This window comes from Thalassospira sp. MIT1004, assembly GCF_001858545.1.
Taxonomy (GTDB): domain Bacteria; phylum Pseudomonadota; class Alphaproteobacteria; order Rhodospirillales; family Thalassospiraceae; genus Thalassospira; species Thalassospira xiamenensis.
In genome coordinates this window covers 205,732-220,424 of record NZ_MCAO01000046.1, presented here as the reverse complement: position 1 = coordinate 220,424, position 14,693 = coordinate 205,732, and the positions used below count along the sequence as shown (strand labels likewise).

At 53.7% G+C, this 14,693-nt stretch carries 15 protein-coding genes and 2 tRNA genes; 5 read left to right on the top strand and 12 right to left on the bottom strand.

Annotated elements, in window-relative coordinates; all coding sequences use genetic code 11:
- The first annotated feature begins 92 nt into the window (after positions 1-92).
- Entirely contained in the window at positions 93-485 is a 393-nt protein-coding gene (locus tag BC440_RS20985) for a hypothetical protein (RefSeq protein WP_071241258.1), read from the top strand.
- Between the two features lie 91 nt (positions 486-576).
- Here the strand turns inward: BC440_RS20985 and BC440_RS20980 are convergent, their stop codons facing one another.
- The 3 genes from BC440_RS20980 to BC440_RS20970 form a co-directional block, all read right to left on the bottom strand.
- Positions 577-1,671, bottom strand: coding sequence for a TRAP transporter substrate-binding protein (locus BC440_RS20980; protein WP_007092192.1), 1,095 nt, complete (start codon positions 1,669-1,671; stop codon positions 577-579).
- Positions 1,672-1,922: 251 nt separating this feature from the next.
- The gene (locus BC440_RS20975) at positions 1,923-3,017 is read right to left on the bottom strand and encodes a TRAP transporter substrate-binding protein (RefSeq protein ID WP_071241257.1); all 1,095 of its coding nucleotides are present in this window, start codon (positions 3,015-3,017) and stop codon (positions 1,923-1,925) included.
- Between the two features lie 141 nt (positions 3,018-3,158).
- Entirely contained in the window at positions 3,159-3,713 is a 555-nt protein-coding gene (locus BC440_RS20970; protein ID WP_233421756.1) for a hypothetical protein, read from the bottom strand.
- Between the two features lie 210 nt (positions 3,714-3,923).
- Here BC440_RS20970 and BC440_RS20965 point away from each other — a divergent pair, with 210 nt between their 5' ends.
- Positions 3,924-5,249, top strand: a complete 1,326-nt coding sequence (locus BC440_RS20965; protein WP_071241256.1) for a globin-coupled sensor protein — start codon at positions 3,924-3,926, stop codon at positions 5,247-5,249.
- 10 nt (positions 5,250-5,259) lie between these two features.
- Here BC440_RS20965 and BC440_RS20960 read toward each other — a convergent pair whose 3' ends face one another.
- A complete protein-coding gene (locus tag BC440_RS20960) occupies positions 5,260-6,267 on the bottom strand; it encodes a helix-turn-helix transcriptional regulator (protein WP_247643629.1) in 1,008 nt (335 codons plus the stop codon).
- A 162-nt stretch (positions 6,268-6,429) separates the two neighbouring features.
- On the opposite strand from BC440_RS20960, the gene BC440_RS20950 reads away from it, so the two are divergent.
- From BC440_RS20950 to BC440_RS20940, 3 genes are all read left to right on the top strand, one after another.
- Positions 6,430-8,454: a TonB-dependent receptor gene (locus BC440_RS20950; protein ID WP_071241254.1), complete on the top strand. Its 2,025-nt coding sequence runs from the start codon at positions 6,430-6,432 to the stop codon at positions 8,452-8,454.
- A gap of 112 nt (positions 8,455-8,566) precedes the next feature.
- On the top strand, positions 8,567-9,703 hold the full coding sequence (locus tag BC440_RS20945) for an ABC transporter substrate-binding protein (protein ID WP_071241253.1): 1,137 nt from the start codon (positions 8,567-8,569) through the stop codon (positions 9,701-9,703).
- Between the two features lie 45 nt (positions 9,704-9,748).
- Positions 9,749-10,039: a DUF2218 domain-containing protein gene (locus tag BC440_RS20940; RefSeq protein ID WP_071241252.1), complete on the top strand. Its 291-nt coding sequence runs from the start codon at positions 9,749-9,751 to the stop codon at positions 10,037-10,039.
- A 54-nt stretch (positions 10,040-10,093) separates the two neighbouring features.
- Here the strand turns inward: BC440_RS20940 and BC440_RS20935 are convergent, their stop codons facing one another.
- From BC440_RS20935 to coaD, 8 genes are all read right to left on the bottom strand, one after another.
- Positions 10,094-11,047, bottom strand: coding sequence for an energy transducer TonB (locus tag BC440_RS20935; protein ID WP_071241251.1), 954 nt, complete (start codon positions 11,045-11,047; stop codon positions 10,094-10,096).
- Positions 11,048-11,050: 3 nt separating this feature from the next.
- Positions 11,051-11,467, bottom strand: a complete 417-nt coding sequence (locus tag BC440_RS20930; RefSeq protein WP_071241250.1) for a biopolymer transporter ExbD — start codon at positions 11,465-11,467, stop codon at positions 11,051-11,053.
- Positions 11,464-11,853, bottom strand: coding sequence for a biopolymer transporter ExbD (locus BC440_RS20925; RefSeq protein ID WP_063095394.1), 390 nt, complete (start codon positions 11,851-11,853; stop codon positions 11,464-11,466). Before BC440_RS20925 ends, BC440_RS20930 begins: the two co-directional genes overlap by 4 nt.
- Positions 11,854-11,879: 26 nt before the next feature.
- The gene (locus BC440_RS20920) at positions 11,880-12,761 is read right to left on the bottom strand and encodes a MotA/TolQ/ExbB proton channel family protein (protein ID WP_071241249.1); all 882 of its coding nucleotides are present in this window, start codon (positions 12,759-12,761) and stop codon (positions 11,880-11,882) included.
- 266 nt (positions 12,762-13,027) lie between these two features.
- Positions 13,028-13,103: transfer RNA gene (locus BC440_RS20915), tRNA-Lys, on the bottom strand.
- A 230-nt stretch (positions 13,104-13,333) separates the two neighbouring features.
- A tRNA-Lys gene (locus BC440_RS20910) sits at positions 13,334-13,409 on the bottom strand.
- A gap of 152 nt (positions 13,410-13,561) precedes the next feature.
- Complete coding sequence (locus tag BC440_RS20905; protein WP_007091877.1) at positions 13,562-14,092, bottom strand: peptidylprolyl isomerase; 531 nt, start codon at positions 14,090-14,092, stop codon at positions 13,562-13,564.
- A 61-nt stretch (positions 14,093-14,153) separates the two neighbouring features.
- Positions 14,154-14,681: a pantetheine-phosphate adenylyltransferase gene (coaD, locus tag BC440_RS20900; RefSeq protein ID WP_007091878.1), complete on the bottom strand. Its 528-nt coding sequence runs from the start codon at positions 14,679-14,681 to the stop codon at positions 14,154-14,156.
- Between the last annotated feature and the right edge of the window lie 12 nt (positions 14,682-14,693).

Here is a 14,693-nt window from a genome sequence, read left to right as displayed (position 1 = left end):
TGGTTGGCGTTTGGACTATACCACGACGCGCTTATGGACTAAAACGGCGCAAATCCAAACCCGACCAAAGACCAAGAACGATCAGGATTGTCATGTCTTCCGATTACGGCTTTTACGCAGGAATCCTGCGCTTTGTGGCAAAGAAAACCGAAAGCGACGACCGCGAGATAAAGGTCATGATGGGCCATCTTTCCGGCATCGCCACCGCCATCGAACAGTCCGGACGCTTTGTCGTCGAACGCGCCAATTGCGAAAGTGCCGCCCGTGCCTTCGCCGGTGTCGCCAAATTCCTGCAGGAACGCATCCTGCCCGAGGCCTTGGCAGCGGGCAATGAAGGTGCGGTAAATCAGCTCAAATGGGCGATTGAAACCTCGCTCGCACTGGGCTCGGAACTGGTCAAACGCATCGCGCTTGAAGAATATGATGGCCAGGAAAAATTCACCTTCGACCTGCCCCTGCCCCCCGGCGCGCCGACCATGCATTGAAAATGCTGCCGGACCGGACATCATTCACATAAAAAAAGCGGCACCCGAAGATGCCGCTTTTTCCTTATCCGGTCATATCACCGGGAAATTCTTATGCCTCTGCCCAGACATTGGCACGCTGCAGAAGGCCGGTTGCCTCGAACTCTTTGCCATACGGTGCGGCCTTTTTCACGAAATCCATGTAGGACGCATAGATACGGCCGTTCAGTTCGTTCTGATCGGCGATTTCCTTGACCGCTGCCTTGACCTCGGTGGCAAGGGCTGCAATCACATCGTCGCTGAAATGACGGATTTCCGCCCCCTTGGCCAAGACGGCCTGATAGGACTGAATGTTGTGGAAGGTGAAATCTGCCAGTGTCTGTTCCAGATTGGCCTGTGCGGCGACGGCAAAGATTTCCTGAAGGTCCTCGGGCAATTCCGCGAATTTGTCCTTGTTGACAAACACTTCAATCCCCGTCCCCGGCTCTGCAAATGCCGGGGTGTAATAATATTTGCCAACCTGGGTCAGACCAAACGCATAATCGTTCCATGGGCCAACCCATTCGGCGGCATCAATTGCACCCGACTGCATGGCCGGCAGGATTTCGGCTGCGGGCAACATCGTCACATTGGCACCCAGACGGCGCATCGCTTCGCCACCGATCCCGGCATAGCGCATCTTGATGCCCTTGATGTCGTCGACGGTATTGATTTCCTTGTTGAACCAGCCACCGGCCTGCAAACCGGTATTCCCGGCCGCGAACGGCTTGACGTTGAACTGGGCATAAAGCTCGTCCCAAAGTTCCTGCCCGCCGCCAAAACGCAGCCAGCCCGACAGTTCCCAGCCCATCAGACCGAACGGAATGGTCGAGAAGAAGTTTACACCCGCATCCTTGCCAGCCCAGTAATAAGGGGTGCCATGCGCCAGTTCGGCCACGCCCTGCTCGACCGCATCCATGCATTCGAATGCCGGAACAAGTTCGCCTGCGCCGTAAACGGTGATTTTAAGACGACCGCCCGACATTTTGGTCACGCGCTCGGCGAATTTTTCACCATTGGCACCAAGGCCCGGCGTGCCCTTCGGCCATGGCATGACCATGCGCCAGTGGATCTGTTCATCGGCTTTGGCAATTGAAGGTGCGGCACTGCTGGCGACAAAGGCACCGGCGGCCATGCTGGCACCCGTCAGGAACTGACGACGTTTCATTGTGGGGCTCCCAAATTCATATTGGCAATTTTTTGCGCAAATCTGCTTCTAAAATAGCATTCGTAACTTTGCAAGGGATTGAAGTTGCGGCTTTTGCTGTCTTTGACACGTCATATTCAAAGTTCCCAACATCCCGTAACGTCGATGACATCGCGCAAAGTTTGCTTGAACTTTGCCAGAAAACAAAAAAACGGGGCCGCCCGAAAGCAGCCCCGAATTTCCAGCATGTCGCTTTCCGGATTTCGCGGGACTTAGTATCCCCACACTTTCGCACGATGCAAAAGTCCGGTTGCCTCGAATTCCTTGCCATAGCGCGCCGCCTTCTTGACCAGAGCAAGATAGCTCTCCGCGATCCTGCCGCTCAGGGCGTTCTTCGCAGCAATTTCCTGGACCGCGGCATTCGACTGTTCGGCCAGCGCCAGAATAACATCATCCGAGAACTGGCGCACTTCAACACCCTTGTCGATCAGCGGCTGGTAGGATTGCAGGTTGTTGAAGGTAAAATCAGCCAGTGTATTTTCGGCAATCGCCTGCGCGGCATAACGAATGATCGCCTGCATATCCTTGCCAAGCGCGTCGAATTTTTCCTTGGAAATAAAGATTTCAAGGCCCGGTCCGGGCTCATGGAATGCCGGGGTATAATAGAATTTGGCAACCTGATAGAGACCAAATGCAAGGTCATTCCAAGGACCGACCCATTCGGCGGCATCAATCGCACCGGACTGCATCGCAGGCAGAATTTCGCCCGGCGGCAACATGGTGATGTTGGCACCAAGGCGACGCATGGCTTCGCCACCAAGACCGGCATAACGGGCTTTCAGGCCCTTAAGGTCCTCAACCGAATTGATTTCCTTGTTGAACCAGCCACCAGCCTGCATGCCCGAGTTACCGGCATAAAACGGCACAACGTTAAATTCGGCATAGGCTTCTTCCCAAAGCTCCTGCCCGCCGCCAAAGCGAAGCCAGGCGGAAAGCTCCCACGCGGTCAAACCAAACGGAATGGTCGAAAAGAAGTTCAGCGCCGGGTTCTTGCCCTGCCAGTAATAAGGGGTACCGTGCGCCATTTCGACCACGCCCTGTTCGACCGCATCCATGCATTCGAACGGCGGAACGATTTCACCAGCGCCAAAAACCGAAATATTCAGGCGGCCATTGGACATTTCCTTGACCATGGCAGCGAACTTTTCGGCATTGGTGCCAAGGCCCGGCGTTCCTTTGGGCCACGGCATGACCATCCGCCAATTCAGGCTTTCCTGCGCGGATACGATGGCCGGTGCGGCAACCGTAGCCGCAACCGCAGCACCGGCACCAATACCGGCCCCTTTAAGGAACTGACGACGTTTCATTGTAACCCCCTAAACTCTTTTACTTTGGTGATTTTTTGCGCAATCACCAGCATGCGTTGGGGGATTTTGGCGAAAAGATCGCGCATATGCCACAATTTTTGCGCATGGCGATGCGGATTTTTTCGCCGACGCTACGGCAGCTTAGCTATTGCCAACATATCGATTGTAATTGGCAACGAATTCATCCGTTTCGCCCTTGCCCCCGGCGGTATTGTAATATTGCTTCCAGTAAGCCGCGAGGCCCGCGATATCGTTGGCATCGGGCAACGGGGCACTGACCCGCATATATCGCACACGGCACATGGCAGCCGCATAGGCATTATTGGTTGCAAGCTGGGTGGCCTTGTCAGGCTGCGGCGCAAGATAGGCATCAATCTTGGCTTTCAGATCCGCGCGGTAATCCAGAAAATTGACATAGCAATCATTCAGAGTTGCCGGTTCCATCTGAAAAATACCGCGGGCCGGGCCGCCGCCAAGTTGTTCCACATAGGTCCCCAACCCGCTTTCCTGGGCGGCGGTCCCCATAAGCAGGTTTTCAGCGGCCTGCGACCACAGACCAAGGTTTTGCAAAACCGGTCGAATGATGGACAGGCGCAATTGGCTGGCATTGATGGGCATGATGTTTCCTTTGTGTGCATCGAAACTGAGTTGATCAGCCTGACGACGCACGAGGACCACATTCGTGATCACAGTCACATCCAACACCTCCTATACGTGTACAACACCCATCTATCCGTTTGATAAAAGGAACAAGTATCTGGCAGAAAACGGTATATCTTGATATCTGTCCAACGGACGGCAGTCATTCCTACCCTTAAGGATAGTTAACATCATAATATCTTTAACCAACCTAAGGTAATGCCCCGCCAAACAACCTTTAATGACAGACATCGACGAGGGACCCGCATGCATCAGGAAATTAAACGCCGTCTTGAATTCATTGATTTTAATGAAAAGAAGGCAGCCAACCTCAAAAAGGCGTGGCCGATAATCGAAAAAAACCTCGCCCCGATACTGGATGAATTTTATCGAAAGGTGATGGCGCGTGACGATTTGGCCAAAATCATTGGCGATCCGTCCGGTATCGAGCGTTTGAAAAATGCCCAGCGCAAACACTGGGCAAAGCTGTTCGACGGTACATTTGACCAAGCATATTACGACGATGTCCGCCGGATCGGTAAAGCGCACGAAATCATCGGCCTAACACCAGAGGCCTATGTTTCGGCCTACAATTTCCTCATGGCCAAGCTTTGCGATATTCTTTTTGCCCATTTCCGCAAGGACTCATCAGTTTCGCAAATTGTAACCGCCGCGACCAATGCCATTCTGATCGATATGGAAATGGCGATAACGGTCTATTACGAAGAAACCCAGAAAACATACAGCAACCGACTGGCGAAAATGTCGGGTGAGTTCGAAGCAACCGTTTCAAAAGTTGTCGACGCACTGGCAAGTTCCGCAGAAGACATGTCGAGCGCCTCGGAAACACTGATCAGCAGCATGAGCCAAACCACCGAACAGGTGGAAAGTGCGAAATCCGCTGCCGAGATTTCGGCGGAAAACGCGTCAACCGTGGCAGGGTCTGCCGAGGAGCTCGATAGCTCGATCCGCGAAATTTCAAGCCAGATTTCACGCGCGTCAAGCGTCTCAAACGAAGTTGAAAGTTCCGTACAATCGACATCGGATGTTATTGCATCGCTGAATGTTTCCGCCGAAGAAATCGGCACAGTCGTTGACCTGATCGACAAGATCGCCAACCAAACCAACCTTCTGGCACTGAACGCAACCATCGAGGCAGCACGTGCAGGTGACGCGGGCAAGGGCTTTGCGGTTGTCGCAAGCGAGGTCAAAAACCTTGCCAATCAAACGGCCAAGGCCACCGGCGACATCACAGCCCAGATCAACAATGTCCAGCAAAACACCTCCGCCGCCGTGACGGCCATCCGCGAGGTTGCTGGTCAGATCAGTTCGATTGTTGATTCCATCACCGCCATTTCAGCCGCCGTTGAACAACAGGCCGCGGCAACCACGGAAATCAGCTCCAACATCACGGCGGTTTCATCGGCCAACAGCAACGTGAACAGCAATCTGGAATCAGTTAGCGGCACCGCGCATCGCACCGGTTCGGTCGCAGAAGAGGTTTATAAGGTTTCAAAGGTCTTAAAAGAGCATTCCCGTCAGCTTAAGACGGATGTGAATGCCTTTGTATCACGCCTGACCGAACCCAATTGATCCTGAGCCCCTAACGCCCCCGTGCTTCAGAGGGCGAAATGCCAAAGACCCGCTTGAACGCGGTTGCAAAGTTGGCAGGACTTGAATAACCGGCCACCCAGGCGGCCTGACCAATCGTCAGGCCGTCTTTTTCCATAGCATCACGCGCTGCAATCAGGCGACTTTCGCGGATGAAATCCTTGACCGTCGTGCCATAGGCATTTTTGAAAATACGTTGCAGGCTGGCAATGCTCATCCCGCACTTTTCCGCCAGGCCAGACAATGTCAGGTCATCAAAAATATGTTCCAGAACATAGTTGCGAATTTCCTGCGCCTTCTGATGCTGGTCAAGCGCATCCGGCTCGACACTTGCCTCCCCGACCTTAGGACCAAGTGCCCCAAGCGCCTCGGCGAAAATTTCCAACCCGCGGCTTTCGGCATAAAGATCACGAAATAGCGGATCATCGGTCGGTGGATAGAGCAACTGGTCCGCCAGTGCTATGGCACGACGTGACGGTTGCCACCTCCGAACAGAGATCCCGGCATGAATAAAATCATCAATTGCGACATGACGGCTATCAGTGTGATTGACCCGACTGGCAACCCAATCGAATTTCGCAGAAATCATCACTTTTCTGACATCGTCACCCTGTTTAAGTTGCCGATGCAACATGACCGGTTGCGATAGGGCCCAAATAAACCCCACAGGTTGATCCCGTGCATCCAGATCAAACGGAACATCATCGAATGCCCCGCAAACGCGCCCTCGCAACACAATCGCAACCGTGACGGCGGCTTTGACGGGAAACTTCACGTCCGCATCTTGCATGCTGACAGTATCGGTCGTGTGGATATTCAAAAATGACTGAAGGTTGTCGTTTGACAGTCGCCCGCTCATCACCGGACGACGTCGAATACCCTCGGCTAAATTGCGCGGTAGCGCTGTTCCGAAATCTTCAAGCTGCTGACCGGTGATGGTTTCCCGCCGCGTCACATTGCGCCGTAAACGTTGCGGCGCATGCTGCCGATCAAACGCCATATGGGTGCCCTTCCAAGCCTGAATATCCCGTCAAAAGCAAAATTTGCGTTTTCGCAAACATCATTGGCGATCTCGCAAACGGTATTCCGATTGCTCGAACCATTGCGATAATAATATTCAAAATCATTCGCATTTGGCAATTTATTTGATAAGGAAATCAGCATGTCGCAGCCATCAAGACCGGTCTTGCTCGAAAAATACCGCCAACCGTTTTATGGCCTGTGCCGCGCAACCCTGCTCGCCGGTGTCGCCCTAACGGTACTTCCAGTAGCAGCCGTCGCACAAGAAACCAAAGCCAAAGACGAAACCGTTCTGGCACCAATCGAAGTCACAGCAAGCCAGGATAGCGGCCCAACTGCGGCGGGGAGTGTCACGGTTACGCAGGACGAACTTGATCGCATCAATCCGCAAACCATCAAGGATGTGTTTGCGAACGAACCATCGGTTCAGGTTGGCGGCCCGACCGCCATCGCGCAAAAGGTTTATGTGCAGGGCATCGAAAACACCAAGCTGAACGTTCAGGTAGACGGCACCCGGCAGGTTGATTCCACCTATCATCATATAGGCACCGCGATCATTGATCCGGGAATGCTGAAATCGGTAAAGGTTGAGTCCGGCATCGCCCCCGCCGATGCCGGACCAAATGCATTGGGCGGTTCAATGGCTTACGAAACCAAGGATGCCCGCGACATTCTCGACCCGAATGATCCGTTCGGCGGCTTTGCCAGAATCCAGTATAACAGCAATACCAAAGGCCTTACCGAATGGCTGACCTTGGCCGGTCAGCATGACGGCTTCGAAGCTCTTGCCTATATCCAGAACAGCAATCAGGGCAATTACAAGGACGGCGATGACAACGAAGTTGCTGGCACGGCAGATGGCAGCGAAAACGGACTTGGCAAAATAGCCTTCACCGGCACCGAAGGTTCACGGATTGAAGCATTTGCCAGCCATTTTGAAGACGAAGGTGTGCGCCCTGCCCGGCCAAACTTTGGAACCCTTACCAGCGGTGCCTCGCCGCAGTGGATTTCATACAAAGATACCTCGCTTGGCATCAGTTATGTCGATGAACAGCCAACCGATCTTCTGGCACCGGAACTGAGCCTTAATTACAGCAAAACCCATCTTGATGTTCCCAAACTGAACGGCAACACACACCTTGAGGCAGAAATTGAAACCCTGAACGGTAAGGCTGCCAATACTTTTGACGTCGGAATGGGCGGGATAACAACTGGCGTCGATTTCTATCATGATCAAGCAACCGGCGGCGGCGACACGGCACGCCCGGCTGGACGTGCCGGGCGATTTACCGAAGAAACAACCAATATCGGCGTCTTTTCACAGGCACGCCTTTCACTAACTGATCGCTGGCGCGTCTCGTTCGGCGGGCGCGGCGATCAACAATGGTTCGAAGGCATTGACGGAACCGATTTCAGCGAATTCGGACTTAGCGGTAACGCCAATACCGAATATGACCTGACCGATGACCTGATGATCTATGGCGGATTAGGTACAAGCTTTGGTGGACTGCCGCTGGGTGAGTCTGCGATTTACAACTACACCGGAATCTGGACCTATGACGGTTTCAAACCGTCCCGGTCGCATAACTACAAGGCGGGCGCACGCTATCAATTGGCGCAATGGGATTTCGATGGAAACCTGTTCTACAACAAGATCAACGGTTCCCATTCACTTGAATATACAACACGAAATACGACCAGCGATCTTGCAACACGTGGTGTCAATCTGTCCGCCACCTGGACATACGGCCTCGGCTTTGTCCGCGCTGCCTATACCCATACCGATGTAGAAAGAAATGGCGAAGTCCCGCTGAGCAACGATGCGTCCTATCAAGGCGTCATCGTCGGTGACATTGCAAACTTTGAAGTCGCCCACCGGTTTGATGACCTTGGCATTCAGGTCGGCTCGACATCTGAACTGGCCCTGTCGGACGACGATCCCGAAAAGAACGGCAATGCCAAGCTCGACACTTACTTTGTTGCCAACCTGTATGGTGAATGGACGCCAGAGGCATTGTCGAATGCGGTAACCCTACGCGTCGATGCGCTGAATATTTTTGATCGTGACTATGTCGCCCGGACCACGCCGGGCTACGACAGCAGTGCAATTGAACCCTATCACGAGCCGGGTCGCACCTTCCTTGTTTCAGCAAAGGTGGCGTTCTGATCAGACCATCTTCCAACAGATCCTCTATCCGCGATGGGTGGCATGCCGTGCCACCCATTTCGGCGTTTCTGACTTTCCTGCAATTCTTGCCTATTTTAACAGGACTTCCGCAATGACATTCAAACGCGTTTTAACGCTGGCCGCAGTCGCTTCAATGATCACCTTTCAGGCTCAGGCCGGCGAAACCATTACCCTGACCGATGTTTCCGGTCGCGAAGTCACGGTCGAAGTACCGGTCAAGCATATGATCCTTGGCGAAGGGCGTTTTTTGCCAAGTCTTGGCATCCTTGATCCTGAAAATCCGGTCCGCTGGGTAGCCGGTATGATGGGGGAATTCAAAAAACTTGATCCGGCAACCTTTGCACAATACCAGGCAAAATTCCCCGAGATTGACGACATCCCGCTGGTCGGCCGCAGTGGCGAGGCAACATTCAGCGTCGAAAAGGCGATTACAGTTGAACCCGATGTCGCAATTTTCGGCATTGATGGCGGTCATGGTCCGGGATCAGACAGCCATGAAGTCCTGAGGCAATTTGGCGCAGCTCACATTCCGGTTGTCATGATCGATTTTCGCAGTGACCCATTTGGAAACACCCCAAAAAGCATTCGTATCCTTGGCAAGTTGATGGGCAAGGAAGATCAGGCAGAGGCTTTCGTCAAATTCTATGAAGACAATCTGGCGAAGGTCAGAACAGGTCTGGAGGGTTTAACGCATAAACCCAAAGTCTTCCTCGAAAGCCGGGTTGGTCTGCATGGCACCTGCTGCGAGGCGATGGGCAACCAAATGATCGGAAGGTTTGTGGAGCTTGCCGGTGGCGAAAATATCCTTGCCGACCGGATTCCGGGCGTCATCAGCCAGATTTCAGTTGAACAGCTGCTCGTCGATCAGCCCGATATTTATGTCGCAACCGCAATTGGCGGGGCAACAATGACGGCCGAACAGAATGTCGGCCGCATCATACTTGGAACCTACGCCGATGCCGAAACATCACGCGCGTCTTTGGCCAAAAGCATGGAACGCACCGGCTTGCCCGAGCTCGACGCCATTAAAAACGGCAAAGTCTATTCCGCGTGGCACCACTTCTATAACACGCCAATGAATGTGACGCTGTTACAGGCCATGGCGAAATGGTTCCATCCCGATCATTTTGCCGATCTTGATCCAGACGCAACCCTTGCCGAATTCTTTGACCGGTTCCAGCCGGTAGCACTGAATGGTGTTTACTGGATCGGCCTTGATCGGCCATGACTGGCCCGAACATCCCCCAAGAAACCATCAGAGATCGATAAATCAATGTTCAAAACCACAGGATCGGTTCAGACCGGGCAGGCCAGTAAATACCTGCAACAACTCTGCAAGCACTTTGCCCACAAGGTAGAAGTCGATTTCACGCCCCATGAGGCCCATGTGAACTTTCCGATGGGCCCATGCATCATTCTGGCCGATGACGTTACCCTGCGCTTTCAGGGACAGTCTGAGAAAGCCGAGGGGATTGAAGCCATGAAGGGTGTTATTGTCTCGCATCTCGATAAATTCGCATGGCGCGAGCAGATCGAATATCTCTGGGAAGACAGTTCAGATTAAACCTGCCCGCCCCGTAAAACAAAGAATCCAGCCTTTCGGAGCTGGCTTCTTTGTTTAGCGCAAGTCGTAGATCACAGGTATCGTCAGGGTCATCTCTGTGCGCGCCATATCTTCGGGGAATGGCGGGAAACGTTTAACCCGCTCGATCATATCCTGCGTCGCACGATCAAGAATAGACGAACCACTCGGGCTGGTCATTTCAAAGAAGGAAACAGTACCGTCACGCTGGATGACCAGCCGGACCATGTTCTGCCCCTCTATACCGCGACGTTTGGCACGATCCGGATATTCGCGATAACGCATCAACATCTGAACCACAGCTGCTTGATAGTCGGTAAAGGCCGCACTGCTCATTGCCGCACCTCCGCCACTTCCCGACGCGGAACTTGCGGCCTGGCTTTGGGTTGCTTCGCCGACCGTGCCTTCTGATTTTACTGAATCGACGGGGCCGCCGGATGGTTGCACGACCGGTTTGGCTTCAGCCTTTTCAACAGGTTTGGGGGCCTTTGCCGGTTCCGGTGTCGCTTTGGGGGGCTCCGGCTTTCTGCGGACCGGCATGACATCGGCCAAAAGCGGACTGATTTCCGGTTCCGGCTCTGGTTCCGGTTCAACTACTTCCTCGACCACCGGCTCAGGAACAGGTTCCGGCTCAACGATCGGTTCGGGATCGGGTTCAGGCACGGTTTCAACAACCGGTTCAGGGTCTGGTTCGGGTTCCGGCTCAACAACCGGCTCAACAACCGGCTCGGGGACCGGTTCTGGTTGGGGTTCGACTTCCTCGACGGGTTTTTCACCCTGCTTACTGTCTTCGGAATCAGCACTTTCTTCGGGTGTTTCGGCCTCGCCCTGGGTCGCCTGACCACTGCCCAGCGAGATGCTGATACTTTGAACGGCCCCTGCCCCGCCCCAACCGGCAGGTTGCGGTTCAGGCATGGCAAGAACGATCCCACCGGCAAGAACAATACCGGTCAACCCGGTCGCAATCAGGAAATCAATGCGTTTCGACATATTCTATCCGTCTTGGTCCTGATCTGCTTGCATCGCGGTCATCAGTTGCACCTTTTCGACTCCCAGTTCCTGCAACCGCTTCAAAAGGGCAACAACGCTGGCACCTTCTGTGGTGCTGTCAGCACGAATTTCGACTGGACGACCGGCATAATCAGCCGGTAGCAACCCCGCAATATCCGCAAGGTCTCCCTGCCGGTCTTCAATCCCGATTTCGGCATTTTTGCCAAACCAAAGGACAATCGTATCTTCTGGCTGGCCTTCGGCCGTGCTGCTTGCGGGCGGATCCACGTCAAATGGCCCCAGCTTTTGCAGACTTCCGGCTATCATGAAGAAAATCAGCAGAAGAAAGACGATGTTGATCAATGGCAACATCGGTTCCTGGGCCGGGCTGTCATCAGTGATCTGGATGCGGCGCTTCATTCGATCAGATCCACATCAGTCACACCGCCACGTCCCAGCGCATCCATCACAACAATAAGATGCTGCAAATCGGCACCATTGACGGGCCGCAGATGAACACTGGCCCCGGCATGGTTACGCAAAATGGTCACGGCAAGATTGGAAACAGCCACGGCTTCACCATTCAGCGACAAACCACCATTGGCATCGACATTGACCGTTACCGGGCGAATATCGCTGCTGGCCCGTGCCTGACCGTCCGTAACAGTCACCGACATTTCAAACCCCTTCCAGTCAAGAAAACTGGAAGCCAGCATGAAAAAGATCAGCAGGATGAAGACAACATCAATCAGCGGCGTCAGGCCGATCATCGGCGAAGCACCACGACTTCGATCACGCAATTGCATAAGGCGTATTCCGACCTTGTTCGGGCTTATTCCGCAGCCTGGCGCAGTTCAGCGACGTTTGACGCGCGAAGCGCACCCTTCCGAGCCAACTCACCACGATTGATCACCATGGTGCAGACATCTTCCATCACGGCCGCAGCACGCGCGATAACGCCCTGCATCCACATATGGAACGCGGTTGCCGGGATCGCGACGACAAGGCCGATTGCCGTCGTCAGAAGTGCTAGCCAGATACCGCCCGAAAGGACAGAAGGATCAATACGGCTTCCGGCACCTTCCATCTTCTGGAAAGCTTCAATCATGCCCATAACGGTTCCAAGCAACCCCAAAAGAGGGCTTAAGACCGCAATTGCCGACATAATCCGCAAACCGCTGTTCAGGCCATCGATTTCCTTGCGTGCATGGGAAGCAATGATATCGGACGCCGCTTCACGGTTTTCCGGGTTGGCAACGGACAAGGTCATGCCAAACAGACCGATGCGAGCAGCCGGATGACGGCGGCGCGACAGAATCTGCGCGACCTGCTTATCGTCACCATTGGAAAGATGACGTTCGACATCCTTGGCAAAACCATCCGCGAAAATTCCGCGCCGGATAAAGCCGACCAGCTTGTAGAAGAATATCAGCATCCCAACCAATGCAAGCGCGGCCAGAACCCAACCGACAACACCGGCACGATCCACAAGATCAAAAACCGGCAAGCCACTGATGGCATCCGGAACGATTGTGCTTTCGGTGATGGCAGCTGCGTCATCCGCCATCGGCAAGCCGGTTTGCGGATCAAGGGTTACCGCCCCACCTTCTGTTGACGTGATCGCACCGTTGGCGGCATCCGTGGTTACACCGTCAAGGCCAAGCGGAGTCTGCGCATCTGGCGATGCGGACATCGGATTTACGGGTTCAGGCATGTAACTCTTCCGATCCAAAATTCGATCAGCACCGGACGTCCTGCTCCGGTGCATTTGAAACTGATTTGCATTACTTACAAGAAATCACATTGCGATGCAATCGCAACAGCGAAAAGACGAGCATTTTTCGTGCATGGCCGCATTGCATCGCACGTAAAACAGCGCCCGTCGCAGGCGCTCAAACCGGATGGAATCGGTTTTTGAAAACAGAAAAGACCACGGAAAAGCAACCCCCCCGGAACATCTGGGTTCCGGGGGGGGTGAAATGGTGAGCCCGACAGGATTCGAACCTGTGGCCAACTGATTAAAAGTCAGTTGCTCTACCAACTGAGCTACGGGCCCTCAACGTTGGTGAGCGGCCTTTTAATGTGCTGATCGCAAAGGGTCAACCCCCCTTTTTCGATCAAACTGCATGACAGCCATTCAAATGGTAAAAAATATCAAAAACCGGCCCGTTTCCAATCCACCCCAAATTGACATTCGCATTGGCTGGAAAGCGGTATGACAGTGATCGCAATAAAAATCATGAAAAAGAAAAAGCCCCCGAAACCGATTGGGTTTCAGGGGCTTATTGGTGAGCCCGACAGGATTCGAACCTGTGGCCAACTGATTAAAAGTCAGTTGCTCTACCAACTGAGCTACGGGCCCTCAACGTTGGTGAAGCGCGTTTTAATGGGACTGGCGGCTGCGGTCAACACCTGTTTTCCATATTTTCCGGGTTTTTGCACTTTCAGCCCCCAAAACGCGAAAGCCGCCCTGATCAAGGACGGCTTTCGGTTGCATTATAGGGGTCAAAGCGCTTATTGCGCGTCAGCCGCGACCTGCATTTTTACAATATGGTCCGGGTCTGCAACCCGACCATTGGCCCAAGGTGCACCCTTTTTCAGGCCATCGACATATTCCATACCCGATACGACCTGCCCCCATATGGTATATTGTCCATCAAGATGCGGCGCATCGGCAAAGACGATGAAGAACTGCGAATCAGCGCTGTTCGGGTTGGACGAACGTGCCATCGAAACCGTACCGCGCACATGATTCTCGTTCGAAAATTCCGCCGGAAGTTTCTGGCCCGAACCACCGGTACCGTCCCCTTTGGGGTCACCGCCCTGCGCCATGAAGCCTTCGATCACACGATGGAAAGTCAGACCATCATAGAAACCTTCACGAGTCAGTTCCTTGATACGCTCGACATGCTTGGGCGCCAGATCCGGACGCAGCTTGATCACAACGCGACCTGCTTCAAGATCCAGATACAGGGTGTTTTCCAGATCCTGCGATGCATCGGCCGACTGGGCCTGAGCACCGCCGCCGATACCACCGTTCGACATGGTCACTATTCCTAATACGAGTACAAAAAGAGATGCGAGACGAATAAGACGCATGGGTGCGCTATTCCTTTTCTTCGGCCAGCTTTTCGTGCAGTCGCTTCAGCACGTTTGCCGGCACAAATTCGGTAACATTACCGCCCAGACGGGCGATTTCCTTCACAAAGCGCGAAGACACGAATTGCTGTTTGTCGGATGCCATCAGAAAGACCGTCTCTACCTTTGGGGCAAGACGGGCATTCATTCCGGCCATCTGGAATTCATATTCAAAGTCAGACACAGCCCTCAGACCACGAATAATGATGCTCGACCCGTTTTCCTGGGCAAACTGCATCAGAAGTGACCCGAACGGCTTTACGATGGTGCGGGCAGCAACTTCGCCGCCCGCAGCCTTAAGAGCCTCTTCGACCAGAGCGCAACGTTCTTCGACCCCAAACATCGGGCCCTTTCCCGCATTGACCGCAACGCCGACAATAAGCTTGTCGACGATGCGGGTCGCGCGACGAATAATGTCCATATGCCCCTGAGTTACCGGGTCAAAAGTGCCCGGATAAATCCCGATACGCGAGGCGTTTGAAGACTGTTCGTTCATTGATCTTCCGTT